The sequence below is a fragment of the Neobacillus sp. SuZ13 genome (assembly GCF_030123365.1).
Lineage (GTDB): Bacteria > Bacillota > Bacilli > Bacillales > Cytobacillaceae > Neobacillus.
Window position 1 is genome coordinate 1,317,161 of sequence record NZ_CP126107.1, and the last position, 16,094, is coordinate 1,333,254.

Genomic DNA, 16,094 nt, shown 5'->3' on the forward strand with positions numbered 1-16,094 from the left:
CTGCATAAATTAAATTAGTGGAGGTCATATGGCTAAAATTATAATCTGTATCATCGTTTTTTTTACAATTCAGCAGGAAAATGTGACAAGCGCAAAAATTGTTAAAGGCAATAAACCTTATAGTTTTGAGATGTTAGAAGATGACCTTTCAAAAATAAACGAAAAATATAAAGAAAAATTAAAAATCCAATCAATCGGTACATCCCACTTTGGTCGTCATATTTGGGCAATCAAGTTAGGAACAGGTAAGAAAAATGTTGTCTTAATTGGTTCTCATCATGGTAGAGAGTGGATGACAAGTCTCATGTTAATGAAAATGCTTGAGTCTTATGCGTCGACATATAATGAAAGAACCTTTTTAGGTTTCAAGTCCAATCAAATCTTTAATGATGTCTCCATTTGGTTTGTCCCTATGTTAAATCCGGATGGTGTAACCATCCAACAGAATGATTTGAAAAGTTTCCTATCTAAACATCAGAGGCTTTTGGTCAAGATGAATGATGGATCAAAAGATTTCAAACGATGGAAAGCTAATGGCTTGGGAATTGACCTGAACAGGCAATATCCTGCAGGATGGGAAAGTCTCGATCGAGAACCAGCTTCTCCGTGGTATAAATTCTATAAAGGGAAAGAACCACTAGAATCCAAAGAAGTAAGATCTCTTACAAATTTTATTAAAGAAGTCAACCCTACAATCGCCATTGCTTATCACACTTCAGGAAGAGAAATTTATTGGAACTATAAAAATGGAGAAAATTTGAAACGGGATAAACGGATTGCAAAAAAAATATCGAAATTAACTGGTTATAAATTAGCAGTGCCGGACCAAAATGCAATGGGCGGCGGATTCACCGATTGGTTTATCACAACTTATCATCGGCCGGCGCTGACAATCGAAATAAGTAACTTAGTTGGTGAAACCAATCCACCCTTATCTATTTTTCAAAAGGAATGGAAACGAAATCGAAATGTAGGGATAAAAATAGCGAAAGAGGCCAAAAAAATATCAAATTAAATCCGTACTTGCCTATTGTTTTTTCTATCTTGTTTCATCATTCCTCTTTTTACTTCATACATTGTGGTAAGAGGAAAAGGGGGAATGGCAAATGAATGTGGAAGGACGTAATGCACTGGAATATGCGATCAGTGAAATTACTGAAATCGCAACCGGGTTTGGTTTGGATTTTTATCCCATGCGCTATGAAATCTGCCCTGCTGAAATTATTTATACATTTGGGGCCTATGGTATGCCAACCCGATTTTCACATTGGAGCTTCGGAAAGCAATTTCACAAAATGAAACTTCATTATGATTTAGGCCTGAGTAAAATTTATGAATTAGTTATCAATTCCAATCCATGCTATGCTTTTTTGCTTGACTCTAACACCCTAATACAAAATAAATTAATTGTTGCCCATGTATTAGCACACTGTGACTTTTTTAAAAATAATGTTCGTTTTCAAAACACGAAGCGGGATATGGTCGAAAGTATGGCAGCTACGGCTGAAAGAATTCATCAATATGAAATTCAATACGGCAAAAAGGAGGTAGAGACCTTCCTTGACGCGGTATTGGCCATCGATGAACACATTGACCCATCATTGATGAGACCAAAATTATCTTGGTCTATCGGAGATGACGAGTCAGATGATGAACATGAAATTCAGGCGGCTACGCCCTATGATGATCTATGGGGATTAGATGAAAAGGACAAAAAGGAAACAAATCAACCAAGGAAACGGAAATTTCCTCCTAAACCAGAGAAGGACCTATTATTATTTATTGAAACCTACAGTCGTGAGTTAACCGATTGGCAGCGAGATATCTTGACAATGATGCGGGAGGAAATGCTTTACTTCTGGCCGCAACTGGAAACAAAAATCATGAATGAAGGCTGGGCTTCTTTTTGGCATCAACGGATCCTAAGAGAAATGGATTTAACAAGTGGTGAAGCCATCGAATTTGCTAAATTGAATGCCGGCGTGGTGCAGCCTTCCAAAACAGGAATCAATCCATATTACCTTGGAATTAAGATTTTTGAGGATATTGAGGAGCGCTACAATAATCCAACAGAAGATATGATTCGAAGGGGAGTAATACCAGGGTCTGGAAGAGAAAAGATATTTGAAGTTCGTGAAGTAGAGTCAGATATTTCCTTCTTGCGAAACTATCTAAATAAGGACCTAGTCATGCGAGAGGATATGTATCTTTTCCAAAAACAAGGCAGGGACTATAAAATAGTCGATAAACAATGGGAACAGGTTCGCGACCAGCTTGTAAATATGCGTGTAAATGGCGGTTTCCCTTATATAACGGTTAATGATGGAGATTATTTGAAAAATGGTGAACTTTATTTAAAGCATTGGTATGAAGGTGTGGAACTTGATGTTAAATATCTCGAAAAAGTACTTCCATATATCCAGCAGCTTTGGGGAAGGCCTGTCCATATCGAATCGATGATCGAAGAAAGAAAAATGTTGTTCTCCTATGATGGGAAAGGGGTACATCGTAAATATTTGTAATTTCTTTAGGCTATCTTGTAATATCAAGATAGCCTATTTTTTATTTTTGGACAATAGAAGACAGGAAAATCAATTCATGAATATAAATTGTTTACTCAAGTGAACACTATGCTAAAAAGGGGATAAATTTGATGAAACAAACGCTAAGCCCGAATGTGCTTTCTGTTTTAGAAGACAAAATTAAATTAATCAAGTCACAAAAAGGAGCGATATACTTAGTCGGTCCGATTCGGCTTCCAGTTAATTTATATGGTGAAACCGTCGTTTTTAAATGGTACTGTTGGCTGAACTGTGATGAAGTAACTGAGGATTTTGAAAGAATTATTGAAAAATTATCTTCGGCTAATTTAGCGGAGTTCCAACAATCTAGTGTGTTAGTATACGGAGATTTCGAATATGGAGACGATGCAATTATTAGATTCCATTCGATTTGCCATACAGGGGATATTTTTGGGAGCAAACGGTGTGATTGTGGTTTCCAATTAAAACAGTCAATGAAGATGATCTCAGAACATGGTACAGGAGCGTTATTCTATTTAGCAAACCATGAAGGAAGAGGGATCGGCTTATTTAGCAAGGCAATGGCCTATGTTCTTCAAGAAAACGGTTATGATACGGTTGAAGCGAATGAAGGTCTTGGTTTTGTTGATGATTCAAGAAATTATGGAGATGCGATTTTAGTTCTTAAAGCATTACGATCCAAACCTGTAACACTTATGACAAACAACCCGAAAAAATTGGAAGCATTAAAAAGCTCTGGTTTAGAGGTCTCAGGCCGAAAGCCCTTGTGGGGTGATGTATCTGAGTATAACGAAAAGTACCTTCAGACAAAAATTAGTCGTTCGGGTCATTTAAAAGATAAGGAGACTTGTCCAAATGACTAATCATGAATTCTATATGGATCTAGCTTTAAAAAATGCCAAAGCAATGAAAGGCCAAACCGACCCCAATCCACTTGTTGGAGCCGTAATAGTGAATGATAACCGTGTAGTCGGAATCGGTGCTCATTTAAAAGCAGGAGAGCCGCATGCTGAGATACACGCACTGCGTATGGCTGGTGAAGCGGCAAAGGGAGGTACCATTTATGTGACGTTGGAACCATGCTCCCACTATGGCAGGACAGGCCCCTGTGCTGTCGCGATCGTTGAGGCAGAAATTAAAAAAGTGGTGATCGCGACACTTGACCCTAATCCTGTTGTTGCAGGTAATGGTGTCAAAATACTAAAAGATGCTGGAATCGAAGTGATTATCGGAGTTCTGCAAGAGGAATCCCAAAGGATGAATGAAGTGTTCAATAAGTTTATTGTCGAGAAAAAGCCATTTGTCACTTTAAAATCAGGGGTTACCTTAGATGGGAAAATTGCCACACATACTTCAAATAGTAAATGGATTACTTCTGCAGAATCAAGGACGGATGTCCATCATCTACGTAATGAAAATATGGCTATACTTGTAGGTGTAAATACAGTAATAGAAGATAACCCTGAATTAACGACAAGGATCCCAAATGGGAGAAATCCCATTCGGGTAATTCTAGATTCAACTTTAAAAATTCCTTTAGAGTCAAAGGTTGTCACCGATAACCTTGCAGAAACGTGGATTTTTACAAGCAAGAATTATGACGAGGCAAAAGAGGAAGTGCTTAAGTCTTTAGGGGTTAAAGTTTTTGTCACTAATGGATTAGAAAGAGTGGATCCTAATGAAGTGGTCCAAATATTAGGTGAGAACTTGGTCTCTTCTGTATTAATTGAAGGAGGAGGGACTATTAATGCATCTTTCCTAGAAAATAAATGTATTGATAAAGTCATCCTATACTTTGCACCAAAACTAATTGGTGGAAAGCATGCACCAACTTTCCTCGAAGGTACGGGAATAGAGAAAATGGCTGATGCAGTTGATTTATTGGACACTTCAATTATAAAAATTGGAAAAGATTATAAATTTATTGGCTATCCAAGTTATTCAAAAGAGGGAATTATGTGATGAGATTTGGTTTTGATATTGATGATACATTAATCAATCTACGAGAACATGCTTTTAATATCTATAATAAAAGGTTGAATCAGAATGTTCCAATTGAAATTTTTCATAACTTAAAAAGAGTTGAAATACATGAACCTTTTGGATTGACTGATATACAAGGGAAAGAAATGTGGAATAATTCATTAGAAGAAATTTATTATACGTCATGTCCAGCCTTTCCTGATGCTGTTGAAACTTTACAACAACTGGAGAAGAACGGGCACGAGATATATTATATAACAGCAAGACCTAAAGAACATGGTGAACGAACGAAGGTTTGGTTAAAAGAAAACGGTTTTCCCGTTCAGGATGAAAGATTTTTTTACGGAATGCAGGATCATGAAAAAGTAGAAATCATAAAAAAATTAAAGCTTGATTATTACTTCGATGATAAACCAGAAGTATTAAATACTTTATTGAACGAATCTATTAAAATTTTTCTTCGCGATCAATCCTATAATCGGCATTTAAACTTTCCACGGATCGTAAATTGGAGTGACCTTGAGGAAATCATAACAGAAAAAGTTTAATAATTCCTAATACAATAACAAAAAGAAGGCAGCTACTAAATAGCTTGCCTTCTTTTATTACAATTAAATTGAAGCAAGTTCTTTTTCTAAGGCCTTTTCTACTGTTACATAATCATAGCCAAGATCTTTTGCTACTGCCTCATACGTGATTTCACCGTTGGCCACGTTAACGCCAAGATACAATGCAGCATTTTCAGAAATGGCTTTAAAAACCCCTTTATTAGCGATCTGCAATGCATATGGAACCGTAACATTTGTAAGAGCCATTGTTGAAGTCCGAGGTACGGCACCAGGCATATTTGCAACTGAATAGTGGACAACCCCATGTTTGATAAATGTTGGATTATCATGTGTTGTTACATGATCGATTGTTTCAACGATTCCACCTTGGTCAATCGCAACATCGACGATAACAGAACCAGGTTTCATCGATTTTACCATTTCTTCAGTAATCAGCTTAGGAGCTTTTGCACCAGGGATTAGTACTGCACCGATAAGAAGATCAGCTTCTGCCACGGCTTCAGCAATATTAAAAGGGTTTGACATTAAAGTTTTGATTTGATTTCCAAAGATATCATCTAACTGACGAAGGCGTTCTGCACTTAAATCAATGATTGTCACGTCGGCACCTAACCCGATGGCCATTTTAGCGGCATTGGTCCCTACAATTCCTCCACCGACAATGGTAACTTTTCCGCGGTTAACTCCTGGAACACCCGCAAGCAGAATTCCAAGCCCCCCGTTATTTTTCTGTAAGAACTGTGCACCAATTTGTGCTGCCATACGACCGGCAACTTCACTCATTGGGGTAAGTAATGGAAGAGTTCGGTTCATAGATACGGTTTCATAGGCAATCGCGATAACGCCTTTATCTTTAAGAGCTTGTGCCAACTCTGGCTCTGCTGCTAAGTGTAAGTAAGTAAATAATATTAAACCTTGACGGAAGTACTTATATTCACTTGAAAGAGGCTCTTTTACCTTCATAATCATATCAGCTTTAGTCCATACTTGTTCAGCACTATCTATGATTTCAGCACCAGCTTTAGCATAAGCTTCGTTAGTGAAACCGCTTCCAATTCCTGCGTCCTTTTCTACTAATACTTTGTGTCCAGCATTTAGGAATGAAACCACACCTGCAGGAGTTAGTGCTACACGATTTTCATTATTTTTAATTTCTTTAGGTACGCCAATAAACATATATTTATTTCCTCCCCTAGTAACATTAAAGTGTTTAGCTATGGCTAAAGTATAAAATGTTTCCTAGAGAATTTCTTTGTTCAGAAAAGAGAAAGATTTTCATTCTTTTTGGAGATTTTCACAAAACGTTCAAATCCCCTGATATTTTTCCAGCTTTAAATCTAAGTAGAGAATCATCTTTTGATTAGGATCCTTGAAATTTACATCCCCAATTTCAGAGATCCGTTTAAGTCGATAATTTAATGTATTTGCATGGACATTCAGTTCCTTGGCTGCATCATTTATGTTGTTGTCTTTATTTAAAAAAACCTCTAATGTTTCGACTAAGTTGCTATTGTGTTTTTGATCATATTCATGAAGCCGTTTTAAGGCATAATTTTCATAGGCTTCAGTTTTTCTTTTTTCTAAAATAAGATCCACTATTTGATAGATTCCAAGCTTTTGATAGGTAAAAATATCCTTGGTCTCCAAAGGGAACTTTTCTTTAATTGCTAAGACTGCTAAGGTTTCCTTATAGGCCTTGTTTGTTTGTAGATAATCCTTATAAATACTGCTATAGCTTGGTTTGATCTCATTGATTCCATATCTCTCACCCATTTGCAGAACAAAAAATTTTGAAAATTGATCCAGTTCATTGAAATGGTTCTCAATAGTAGTTGTGGATACCATAAGAATGAGTTGATTGCAGTCTATTGTGTTAAGAATAATTTTTATTCTTTGATTTGTTTTTAACAGATATGATATGGATTGTTCTACTTTACTCGAGATATTCTCCTGAAACTGAAAAACAAGAACCGCAAAAGAGGTAGGTGGTGTTAATTGTAGAGAATGGAAATGATCGAAAATCTCCTCGTTTACTTTAAGGTGACCTGTTAAAAGTTTCCAAAAGAATTCTTGTGAACGTTCTTCTTTTTTGTTCTTTCTTGTCTGAAGCTGTAATAGTTTATTTTTTGCGGAATCTGCAGCTTTTTTTAAAAGAATAAAATCTTCATCTGTTAAAACTTTATCAATTTCAATTGCCCAAATAAATCCAATCACTTCATCTTGTTTCCAAATTGAAATGGCAACTCTATTGTTAAGACCGATGTCACTCATATTTTTCACACGGATCGGCTCTTGGGTCTTTAGTAAAGCAGGAATGGTTCCTTCTTTCCATAATTGATTTATAACTTTTTCCGGCACCCGTCGTCCAATGATCGTAGAAATTCTCGCTGGATCCGTCCGTTCATCATGTGTGCTGTAGGCAAGTAGACGGTGGTTTGCATCCTCAATAGTAATAGGGCACATTAGTACCTGACTAATAAGGTCGGCAAATTCATCTAAGCTTTCGAAGGCAGTCTTAAATGGATCAGGTAGTCTAGTATTCAGAACGATTACCCCCAGATTAATATAGAATGATTTATAGTAGTCTTATTAAAATATTGGCTATGTAAGTGCTTATTGTTTATTTTGGCACCATGTTGATTGGAAAGCGAAGTGCTTGGAGCGGAAATCAACAGGCAAGTTTAACAGAGCCATAATATAAAAAATCCCTTTGTTTAATTTTACAAAAAAAATATAATAATTTCATGTGTTTTTACAAAATAAATAATATGCTATAATGTTAAAATGATTCCGAGTAATTCAAAAAGAGAAAATATTTTCATAATTACCTTTTGAAAGCGTTGCCAATTAGGTCTTAAGGAGGGTTAAGTAATAATAGGCTTAAAAACAAAGTCTAAAATTGCTATAGTGAAAAAGCAAAGAAATTATTTCTGGGATGAGAGAATTCTAATGTGTATTCATAAGGGGGATTTATATGAGTAAAAACACTAATGGTAAAGAGCTTCATCGTGGTTTAGAAGAAAGGCATATCACCTTGATGTCTTTAGGGGCAGCCATCGGGGTGGGATTATTTCTTGGTTCAGCAACAGCAATAAAAATGGCTGGACCAGGTATTTTGGTTGGATATGCGGTTGCAGGGCTGATTATGTTTTTTATTATGCGTGCATTGGGCGAAATGGCGATTCAAAAACCAGTTGCAGGTTCTTTTAGTAAATATGCAAGGGATTATTTAGGACCACTTGCTGGTTATATCACAGGCTGGAATTATTGGTTTTTATGGGTTGTAACCTGTATGGCTGAGATTACTGCTGTTGGAATATACATGGAATATTGGTACCCAGATGTTCCGCGCTGGATCTGGGCACTCGCAGCACTAGTGATAATGGCAGGAGTCAATTTTCTTGCTGTAAAAGCATATGGTGAATTAGAATTTTGGTTTGCGCTTATAAAAATTGTTACGATTATTGCGATGATTGCTATTGGTCTTGGAATGATTTTCTTTGGAATCGGCAACGGCGGTATTGCTACCGGCATTAAGAATTTATGGGAACATGGCGGTCTTTTCCCGAATGGAATTAAAGGTGTTTTACTATCATTACAAATGGTTATGTTTGCCTATTTAGGAATTGAAATGATTGGTGTTACCGCAGGTGAAGTTAAAAACCCTGAAAAGTCTCTTTCAAAAGCAATTGATTCGGTTTTCTGGCGTATTCTTATTTTTTACGTAGGTGCATTATTCGTGATCATGTCCATCTATCCATGGGAGGAAATTGGTACAAAAGGAAGTCCTTTTGTTCTAACCTTTGAACAAATCGGCATACCAGGAGCAGCAGGTATAATTAACTTTGTTGTACTAACAGCAGCACTTTCATCTTGTAACAGTGGGATATTTAGTACGGCACGGATGTTATTTAATTTAGCACAGCATGATGAGGCTCCAAAGAATTTCGCGAAAGTAACTAAGAGTGGTGTTCCTGGTGTTGCAGTCATAGCTTCTGCAGGTGCATTATTGATTGGTGTTATCTTAAATTATATTGTTCCGGCAAAAGTATTTACATGGGTAACGAGTATCGCCACTTTTGGAGCGATTTGGACTTGGGGAGTCATCCTTTTATCGCAAATTCGCTATCGCAAAACTTTAAAGCCGGCTGAGGAGAAGGGTCTAAAATATAAGATGCCACTGTTTCCGTTTACTTCTTATCTTTCATTAGCCTTCTTAGCTTTTGTCATTGGTCTAATGGCGTATAATCCTGATACTCGGATTGCACTAATTATTGGACCCTTATTCTTAGTCTTCTTGGTTGCGGTTTATTATACAAAAGGATTCCATAAGCGAAATTCGATCCAGGATAAGGTAAATAAACGAGTAGGCTAAAAAGTTATTAAAGATTACTATAATAAAAAAGCAGTGGGGGTTATCCCTACTGCTTTTTCTATGGAAAAATATTAATTCGCTGAATTTTCTTTTACAGCTGCCATGGTCCTTTTGGACGGCCAGAAAGCCCATTTTCCCAGTATGACGGTGATTGATGGTACAAGTAATGGCCGTACGACGAAGGTGTCCAATAAAACCCCAATTGCAGTAATTGTTCCAAAGTGCACAAGGACCTGAATAGGCAAGGTGGTTAATATCGCAAATGTTCCGGCTAGTATTAAGCCAGCAGAAGTGATGACTGAGCCAGATTCAGCAACACCTTCCTTAATAGCTTGTAGAAGTGGCAAATGCCTGCTTTTTTTCCATATACTCGAAATCATAAAGATATTATAATCTTCCCCTAATGCAACTATAAATACAAAGGCATAAAGCGGAATAAATCCTTGGATTGCTTCAACTCCAAAAATATTATGAAGAAGTACCCAGCCAAGTCCAAGTGCACTAAAGTATGATAATAGAACCGTTCCGATTAAATAAGCTGTGGCCGTAATTGAACGAAGATAAACTAGCAGTAAAACAGCGATGATACTAATAACAATTGGAATAATGATGTTGCTATCATGATTGGTTGTCTGTTTGGTATCATACTGTTCTGCTGTTAGACCCCCAATCCAAACATGATCAGATGTATGAACAATTCCAGCATTTTTTAAGCTGTTCTCTACTGTTTTGTGAAGGTCTGGAATATGGCTCATTGCTTTATTTGAATATGGGTTTACATTCATTTCTACATTATAGCTAATTATATTGGCATTTTTTACTCCCTGTTTCCCCTCAGAAACTAGTTCAACGAAAGTGAGCTTCTCTAAATCTTCTTTTACAGCGTTTGATTTCCCATCAGTTTGCACGATTACTTGAACAGGTGCTATTTCACCTGGATTAAAGTGTTCTGAAATGATTTTGAACCCTTCTCTTGATGGCATATCTTTTGGAAAAGAAGATAAGGTATCGTAAGTATAGACAATTTTGGATGAAAAGAATGCAAAAATACCTAGAAATAATAACGTAATTACACTTAACTCGATTGGCTTTTTCACGATAAGTTTACCTAGTCGTGTACCAAAACCCTCTTTATCATTTTGAAGGGGTAGTGTTTTTCCTTTTCTTTGGGCCCGTTCTTCTTGCATTGACCTAGTCTGCGGCAAGAACGGATAGAAGGAGGCTCTGCCAATAATACTTAAGAGTGCCGGTATTAACGTTAGACTGGCCGCCATCATTATTAAAATAGAAAGGCTAAATGGAATGGCGAAGCGGTGGATTGCGCCGTATTTGGATAGCAATAACACCAGCAACGAGAAAACAACTGTTAGCCCGCTCATTGCGATAGCACCAGATGCACTTTTTAGCGAGAGTTTCATAGCAGAAAACTTATCTGTTTCTTCAAGTAAGTTACTTCTATATCGTGAAATGAGAAATAAACAATAATCAGTTCCTGCACCGAAAAGAAGTACCGTCATAATCGAAAGGGCTTGAGAGTCCAGTTCAACCCAGCCCGCCTTTGCAATTCCACCGAGGATGGGACTTATGACACCATAGGCAATCCCAACTCCTAATAATGGGATCAAGGCTAAAATGGGAGAACGATAAATTAGTAGTAATAAAACGAGAACAATAGCAACCGTTCCAAATAGTAAGGAAAGATCTCCTTGACTAAATAAAGCTGTTGCATCAGTTGAAACGCCTGCAGGTCCAGTAATTCGCAATAGTAATCGATCCTTATCCCCCATTTTTGCTTTATTTGGATTCTCAGGAAAGATAGAAGCAGCTTTTTCTTTGAATGTTAATATGCCATCAGCAATTTGCTCCTTGTCTGCTTCCTTTTTAAAGGTAACAGGTAAAATTAAGGTTGTACCATCCTCTGAAAGCTGCTGTTTAAGAGCTGGGAGTGGGAATTGGTAAAAAGGTACAACAGTATCCTGTGAATCTACTGGATTTTTGTCTAGTTCCTTGGAATACTTTTGAATTAGTGAAAGGTCTACTTCCGTAATTCCAGTTGATTTATACCAGGTTAAAAGGGCAGGAGTACCTGAAGTTGTCGGGAATTCTTTCTCTGCAACAATTTTCGCTTGTTGTGAAGGGGTTGTTGATTCTAGATTTTTTGCCATCTCATTTTTTTGGGAATTTGCTTGTGGCAAAGTGGCATTTAAAACAGCTGCTAGAATCAGCCATGTAATAAGAACGATCCATCTGCCTTTCTTTCCACTTACAGCATTACCATACTTCTTAAACCATTGTTTTTCCAAGTTGTTCACTCCGATCTTATTTCCTTATCGTTTGATAAGTAGTGGGTAAAAAAAATTAAATTACGCTCTAATTCCATTAATAAAAATTTCAACCATTAATTTGGCTTTTTCCATGGCCTTTAATTGCCGTTCCTCTGTAGAGAGTATGGTGGTATTTTCTGGCTCAAGAATGGATTTAATAATGTTTAATATCAAAAAGGCTAATTCAGTGGTATTTGTATTCATCAATGCAGGCTTCTTAATTTCTCCTCTTGAAACCCCATCATTTATCATTTTTTCAAAAGGTGTTAAAAAGGCCTTGGTCCAAGATTGATAGAGGTGCTGTTGTTCAGTCGGATGCAGTTCATGTGAAATGTCGTGAAACATTTGTGCCAGATCCATTTCAAAATGCTCCGTCATATAGAGTGCAATTTGAGTAAGCCTTTCTTGAAAGGTGGTGAACTGAGATAAGAATGCATTTAAGTCAAGTTCTGTTTGGTGAAGAGTTTGCTTCATCACTTCGACATAAAGTGTTTGTTTGTTCTTAAAATGATGATAAATAGCCGGCTGTGTTACACCACAAATTTGAGCAATTTGTCTTGTAGAAACGGCGCGATAACCTAGCTCCATGAATAAGCGCCGCGCAGTATGAATAATCAATTGGTACGTTTCCTTGGGATCTATTGCTTTCGCTTGTATGTTCATCTTGCTCATATATTATTGGTCCTTTCGTAATGATTTGCTTATCAGTTGATAAGTAAAATATAACGAAACTGGAGAAAGAAGTAAAGTGGCAAAAAAGAAGAATCCCAATGGATGATTGGAATTACTCCTATTCCACATACTAATATTGAAAATTAAATGAGGGATAGGTGTTGGTATTGAATAGAATTCTTACAATAATCACTGCAGCATTTTTTATTATTTCTTTAACCAATTTTCGCGCACATGCAGAAAAAATGGCTAGTTTGTCTGAACAAAATACGATGTCGGTGCTTTGGTTTCAAAAAGCTGGGGAAGCCAAAGGATTATATTATCAAGGCTATAACATTGGGAAAATGAGATTAGACGAAATCTTTAGTAAAAAACGGAGCAAGAATGCCTTGAAACCAGCAATTGTCCTTGATATCGATGAGACCATATTAAATAACAGTCCGCACCAAGCATGGTATGTTTTGGCCGGAAGAAAAATTCCTTTTAATTGGAATGAATGGTTTAAGCGGGCTGAAGCAAAACCACTACCGGGTGCCATTGAATTTTTGCAGTATGCAAAATCTTTGGGAGTGGAGATTTTTTACATCTCTAACCGTTATGAATCACAAAAAGATGCTACTATTAAGAATTTGCAAAGTGTGGGGGCGCCACAAGCAGATGTTGACCATGTATTATTAATTCAACCTGGCGAAGTTGGTAAAGAAACACGCCGCCATCAGGTCGCGAAAACACATGAAATTCTCTTATTATTTGGTGATAACCTCGGGGACTTTAGTGGATTTGATAAATTATCTGTTACAAAAAGAAATCAGGCGGTTGATAAGTATAGGGACGAATTCGGTAAAAAACTAATACTTTTTCCAAACCCGATGTATGGAGATTGGGAAGGGGCCATTTATAACTATAACTACAAGATATCAGATGAAGAAAAAATCAAACTAAGAAGAAAATTATTAGAAATTTATCGCTAGCAATGAAAAGACGCCCAAAAAAACAAGGCGTCTTTTGTTGTACATGTAACAAATGATATAAACACTATAGTGCAGATTAATTCCTAACATTTTTAAGGATATTAATCGCAAAGACAATGATCCCTAATACCATCAAGGTACCACCAGTAGCTACCGCGGGAGCAGCGCTTTCTGTCCCAGATACTAAAAAAGCGAGTCCTATCATCATAATGGGTAGAGAGATATTATGAAGCCAAAAGTGAACCTTTGCGAGTGTTGTTTCTGCTGCACCAGGAAAACCAACATAGATGAGACCAGCAACAGCCATAGTCAGCCAACCTAATAAGTTGATATGGGCATGAACAGGGGTGAAGTCAAAACTTTCCGTCATAGACATATACATACCCAGGCAAACCCCAATGACAAAATACACCACAGAAATTTTAATCAACTTTATTGCCATTTTTCAGCCTCCTTTTTTACCGTAGAAGTCATGACTACTGTAGTAAATATGTAGGATTTTTCTGAAAAAGAACTCTGATTTTAATAGGACAAAATAAGAATTTATACTAGAAAAAAGCCACCATCTTTCGGCAGCTTTTTGGGAGGTGAATTAAAAGAGAGCTTTAATACCAACTAAGACAAGCCCTATTAAGAATCCACATACAGCTCCATTCACCCGGATCCATTGCAGGTCTTTTCCGACGTTGTTTTCAACCATCTTAATAAGTGTTTTATCATCCAGTTTTTCTAAATTTTCTTTGACAAGAATGCCTATTTTCGAATGATTTTTATCAACAAAACTAGAAATATGGTTCTTAATCCAGGCTTCAATCGCCAGAACTTTTTCTGGATCTGATTTGATCCCATCTAAGCCCTTTTTTACAATTGGCAGGAGATAGTCATCATAAAAGTTAGGTTTATCAATAAAGTCATTAGCTTTTTGCTCTATCTGATTTAATAATTCTGTAATTTGTTCTTGCAAATCCCATCTATTAACTAATTGTGTTTTAAGATTATTAAGTTCATCGTAGACCTTCTGGTCATTTTTTAACGATTGCAGTTTATTATCAATATGAATCATTAATGTTTGGCGATTTTGATTTAATGGGTCTTGGAAGCTAGCTACCCCTTTTAAAATAAGGCCTTGAATCATACTTCCTAATTTCTCCTCGTTAACCAAATTACTAAATGATTTTAAGGCGAATTGCATAAAACCATCAGCTTTGATATTTTCGACCGCATCGACCGCCAACTCGCCGAGTTTATACTTGGTACTTTCCTTTCTTGCCCAATCATCAACCTCTTTAAGTAAGTAATCAAGAGCTTTTTCATCATACTTTCTAATCTTAACTTGGTCTATCAGCAAAGGAAGAAAACTCTTACTATCGATATCATGGAGCCGAGCTTTTATTTCTTCTTCTAACAGTGGAGCGAATCTTGTTATATCAAAGATTTTTAGCAAATGTTTAGCGATCGTGATGAAATTCTTTTGGACTGCTGGAGAAGGTAATTCACTGTTGATGATGTCAAATATTTTATCAGTAAAATTAATGGTATCAATTTTTCTACGGATACTCTCTTTGGTGAGCCAATCATTTTCTAACATGGAAATGATTCCAGCGATAATTCTATTCCGATTTTTTGGCAGCAGTGCTGTATGTGGTATAGGAATACCTAGTGGATGCCGGAATAATGCTGTTACGGCAAACCAATCGGCTAGTCCGCCTACTAGACCTGCTTCAAATCCACCCTGCAGGATCATCCCCCAGATTGACTCTTTTATAGGAATAGTGGCTAGAAAGCCAATCCCCATCACAGCAAGAAAAATTGTTGCTAAATGCTGTGTTTTTTTATTCTTACTTTTTACCATCTTTGAAACCCCTCATTTTTCAGAAATATTATTTTCTATTGCTATTATCTCAATTTTAGTTAAAAAAAAGCAAAAAAAATTACTTATATTTGGATTATTTACTAAAGTTTATAAAAAAGATCAATGCTTGGGGAAAAGGTTTTAAAAAAATTCCAGAAAAAATTAACTATTTAGAACACTAAATACTTTTTTGATATAATAAAATGTTGTAAAATATACAAGGTTTCAAAAATAGTAAATTAGGGAGAAATGGAAATGAAAAAGTTCTTGTTATTTGTGTCTGCAATTACGATGGCTATTGGTCTAACAGCTTGCTCAAGCAATGATGAAGCAAAGACAGACAAGAAGGAAGCAGCGGAAGAAACTGCATCTAAAGTGGATGTTAAAAAGGAATTAGTCAGATTTTATATGGATCTTGGTAATAAAATTAACGCAAAAGATGCTGATTTAAATGCTTATGTTGCAAAAGCAACTAAGGAAGATGCTACACCTGAAGAATTACCAACAGCGGAAGATCGAGCTAAAGCAAGTGAATCGGCAGCATCGGTTGCCGCCGAATTAAAAACTTATCAAGTTCCTGCATCATTAAAAGATAAAAAAGCAGATCTTGATGCGGCGATTAAGGATTTTGCGGCTTCTTACCAAGCTAAAGCAGATGAATTAAAAAAGGAAACACCAAATTTTGATGCAGCTACCGCAACCTTCACCCAAGGGGAAGAAAAACTTGGTAAAGTATATGAAAGTGAAAAATTACTTCCACCAAGCGTTGATAAGCAAGTAAATTAAATCCACTTCAAAACCAATT

Annotated in this window: 14 protein-coding genes; 8 read left to right on the plus strand and 6 right to left on the minus strand. The window is 36.6% G+C overall.

Translation table 11 applies throughout. From position 1 onward, the window contains the following. Positions 1–28: 28 nt before the first annotated feature. From QNH17_RS06300 to QNH17_RS06320, 5 genes are all read left to right on the plus strand, one after another. A complete protein-coding gene (locus tag QNH17_RS06300; protein WP_283877905.1) occupies positions 29–1,015 on the plus strand; it encodes a M14 family metallopeptidase in 987 nt (328 codons plus the stop codon). 91 nt (positions 1,016–1,106) lie between these two features. After that, entirely contained in the window at positions 1,107–2,522 is a 1,416-nt protein-coding gene (locus tag QNH17_RS06305) for a SpoVR family protein (RefSeq protein WP_144554772.1), read from the plus strand. A 131-nt stretch (positions 2,523–2,653) separates the two neighbouring features. Beyond that, complete coding sequence (locus tag QNH17_RS06310; protein WP_283877906.1) at positions 2,654–3,406, plus strand: GTP cyclohydrolase II; 753 nt, start codon at positions 2,654–2,656, stop codon at positions 3,404–3,406. Then, a complete protein-coding gene (ribD, locus tag QNH17_RS06315) occupies positions 3,399–4,505 on the plus strand; it encodes a bifunctional diaminohydroxyphosphoribosylaminopyrimidine deaminase/5-amino-6-(5-phosphoribosylamino)uracil reductase RibD (protein ID WP_283877907.1) in 1,107 nt (368 codons plus the stop codon). Before QNH17_RS06310 ends, ribD begins: the two co-directional genes overlap by 8 nt. After that, positions 4,505–5,074, plus strand: a complete 570-nt coding sequence (locus QNH17_RS06320; protein WP_283879445.1) for a 5' nucleotidase, NT5C type — start codon at positions 4,505–4,507, stop codon at positions 5,072–5,074. Before ribD ends, QNH17_RS06320 begins: the two co-directional genes overlap by 1 nt. 63 nt (positions 5,075–5,137) lie before the next feature. On the opposite strand, the gene ald is transcribed toward QNH17_RS06320, so the two are convergent. Then, a complete protein-coding gene (ald, locus tag QNH17_RS06325) occupies positions 5,138–6,271 on the minus strand; it encodes an alanine dehydrogenase (protein ID WP_283877908.1) in 1,134 nt (377 codons plus the stop codon). A gap of 129 nt (positions 6,272–6,400) precedes the next feature. Then, positions 6,401–7,558: a PucR family transcriptional regulator gene (locus QNH17_RS06330; RefSeq protein WP_283877909.1), complete on the minus strand. Its 1,158-nt coding sequence runs from the start codon at positions 7,556–7,558 to the stop codon at positions 6,401–6,403. Between the two features lie 511 nt (positions 7,559–8,069). Here QNH17_RS06330 and alaP point away from each other — a divergent pair. Then, positions 8,070–9,470, plus strand: coding sequence for an alanine permease AlaP (gene alaP, locus QNH17_RS06335; RefSeq protein ID WP_283877910.1), 1,401 nt, complete (start codon positions 8,070–8,072; stop codon positions 9,468–9,470). A gap of 71 nt (positions 9,471–9,541) precedes the next feature. Here alaP and QNH17_RS06340 read toward each other — a convergent pair whose 3' ends face one another. Together QNH17_RS06340 and QNH17_RS06345 are read right to left on the minus strand one after the other, a co-directional pair. Beyond that, entirely contained in the window at positions 9,542–11,773 is a 2,232-nt protein-coding gene (locus tag QNH17_RS06340; RefSeq protein WP_283877911.1) for an MMPL family transporter, read from the minus strand. Between the two features lie 60 nt (positions 11,774–11,833). Continuing rightward, complete coding sequence (locus QNH17_RS06345; RefSeq protein ID WP_283877912.1) at positions 11,834–12,466, minus strand: TetR/AcrR family transcriptional regulator; 633 nt, start codon at positions 12,464–12,466, stop codon at positions 11,834–11,836. 167 nt (positions 12,467–12,633) lie between these two features. Here QNH17_RS06345 and QNH17_RS06350 point away from each other — a divergent pair, with 167 nt between their 5' ends. After that, positions 12,634–13,437 carry a 5'-nucleotidase, lipoprotein e(P4) family gene (locus tag QNH17_RS06350; RefSeq protein WP_481858575.1) on the plus strand — a complete coding sequence of 268 codons (804 nt, stop codon included), beginning with the start codon at positions 12,634–12,636 and terminating at the stop codon, positions 13,435–13,437. A 76-nt stretch (positions 13,438–13,513) separates the two neighbouring features. On the opposite strand, the gene QNH17_RS06355 is transcribed toward QNH17_RS06350, so the two are convergent. Both QNH17_RS06355 and QNH17_RS06360 read right to left on the minus strand, forming a co-directional pair. After that, positions 13,514–13,879: a cytochrome-c oxidase gene (locus QNH17_RS06355; RefSeq protein WP_283877914.1), complete on the minus strand. Its 366-nt coding sequence runs from the start codon at positions 13,877–13,879 to the stop codon at positions 13,514–13,516. 150 nt (positions 13,880–14,029) lie between these two features. Beyond that, complete coding sequence (locus QNH17_RS06360) at positions 14,030–15,289, minus strand: DUF445 domain-containing protein (RefSeq protein ID WP_283877915.1); 1,260 nt, start codon at positions 15,287–15,289, stop codon at positions 14,030–14,032. 255 nt (positions 15,290–15,544) lie between these two features. Between QNH17_RS06360 and QNH17_RS06365 the strand changes: the two genes are divergently transcribed. Then, positions 15,545–16,075, plus strand: a complete 531-nt coding sequence (locus QNH17_RS06365) for a hypothetical protein (protein WP_283877916.1) — start codon at positions 15,545–15,547, stop codon at positions 16,073–16,075. Positions 16,076–16,094 lie beyond the last annotated feature (19 nt).

Coding starts and splice junctions, on each gene's coding strand:
- ribD (WP_283877907.1), top strand. CDS start 3,399: ATGACTAATCATGAATTCTATATGGATCTAGCTTTAAAAAATGCCAAA.
- QNH17_RS06360 (WP_283877915.1), bottom strand. CDS start 15,289: ATGGTAAAAAGTAAGAATAAAAAAACACAGCATTTAGCAACAATTTTT.
- QNH17_RS06345 (WP_283877912.1), bottom strand. CDS start 12,466: ATGAGCAAGATGAACATACAAGCGAAAGCAATAGATCCCAAGGAAACG.
- QNH17_RS06320 (WP_283879445.1), top strand. CDS start 4,505: ATGAGATTTGGTTTTGATATTGATGATACATTAATCAATCTACGAGAA.
- alaP (WP_283877910.1), top strand. CDS start 8,070: ATGAGTAAAAACACTAATGGTAAAGAGCTTCATCGTGGTTTAGAAGAA.
- QNH17_RS06330 (WP_283877909.1), bottom strand. CDS start 7,558: ATGTGCCCTATTACTATTGAGGATGCAAACCACCGTCTACTTGCCTAC.
- ald (WP_283877908.1), bottom strand. CDS start 6,271: ATGTTTATTGGCGTACCTAAAGAAATTAAAAATAATGAAAATCGTGTA.
- QNH17_RS06355 (WP_283877914.1), bottom strand. CDS start 13,879: ATGGCAATAAAGTTGATTAAAATTTCTGTGGTGTATTTTGTCATTGGG.
- QNH17_RS06300 (WP_283877905.1), top strand. CDS start 29: ATGGCTAAAATTATAATCTGTATCATCGTTTTTTTTACAATTCAGCAG.
- QNH17_RS06365 (WP_283877916.1), top strand. CDS start 15,545: ATGAAAAAGTTCTTGTTATTTGTGTCTGCAATTACGATGGCTATTGGT.
- QNH17_RS06310 (WP_283877906.1), top strand. CDS start 2,654: ATGAAACAAACGCTAAGCCCGAATGTGCTTTCTGTTTTAGAAGACAAA.
- QNH17_RS06305 (WP_144554772.1), top strand. CDS start 1,107: ATGAATGTGGAAGGACGTAATGCACTGGAATATGCGATCAGTGAAATT.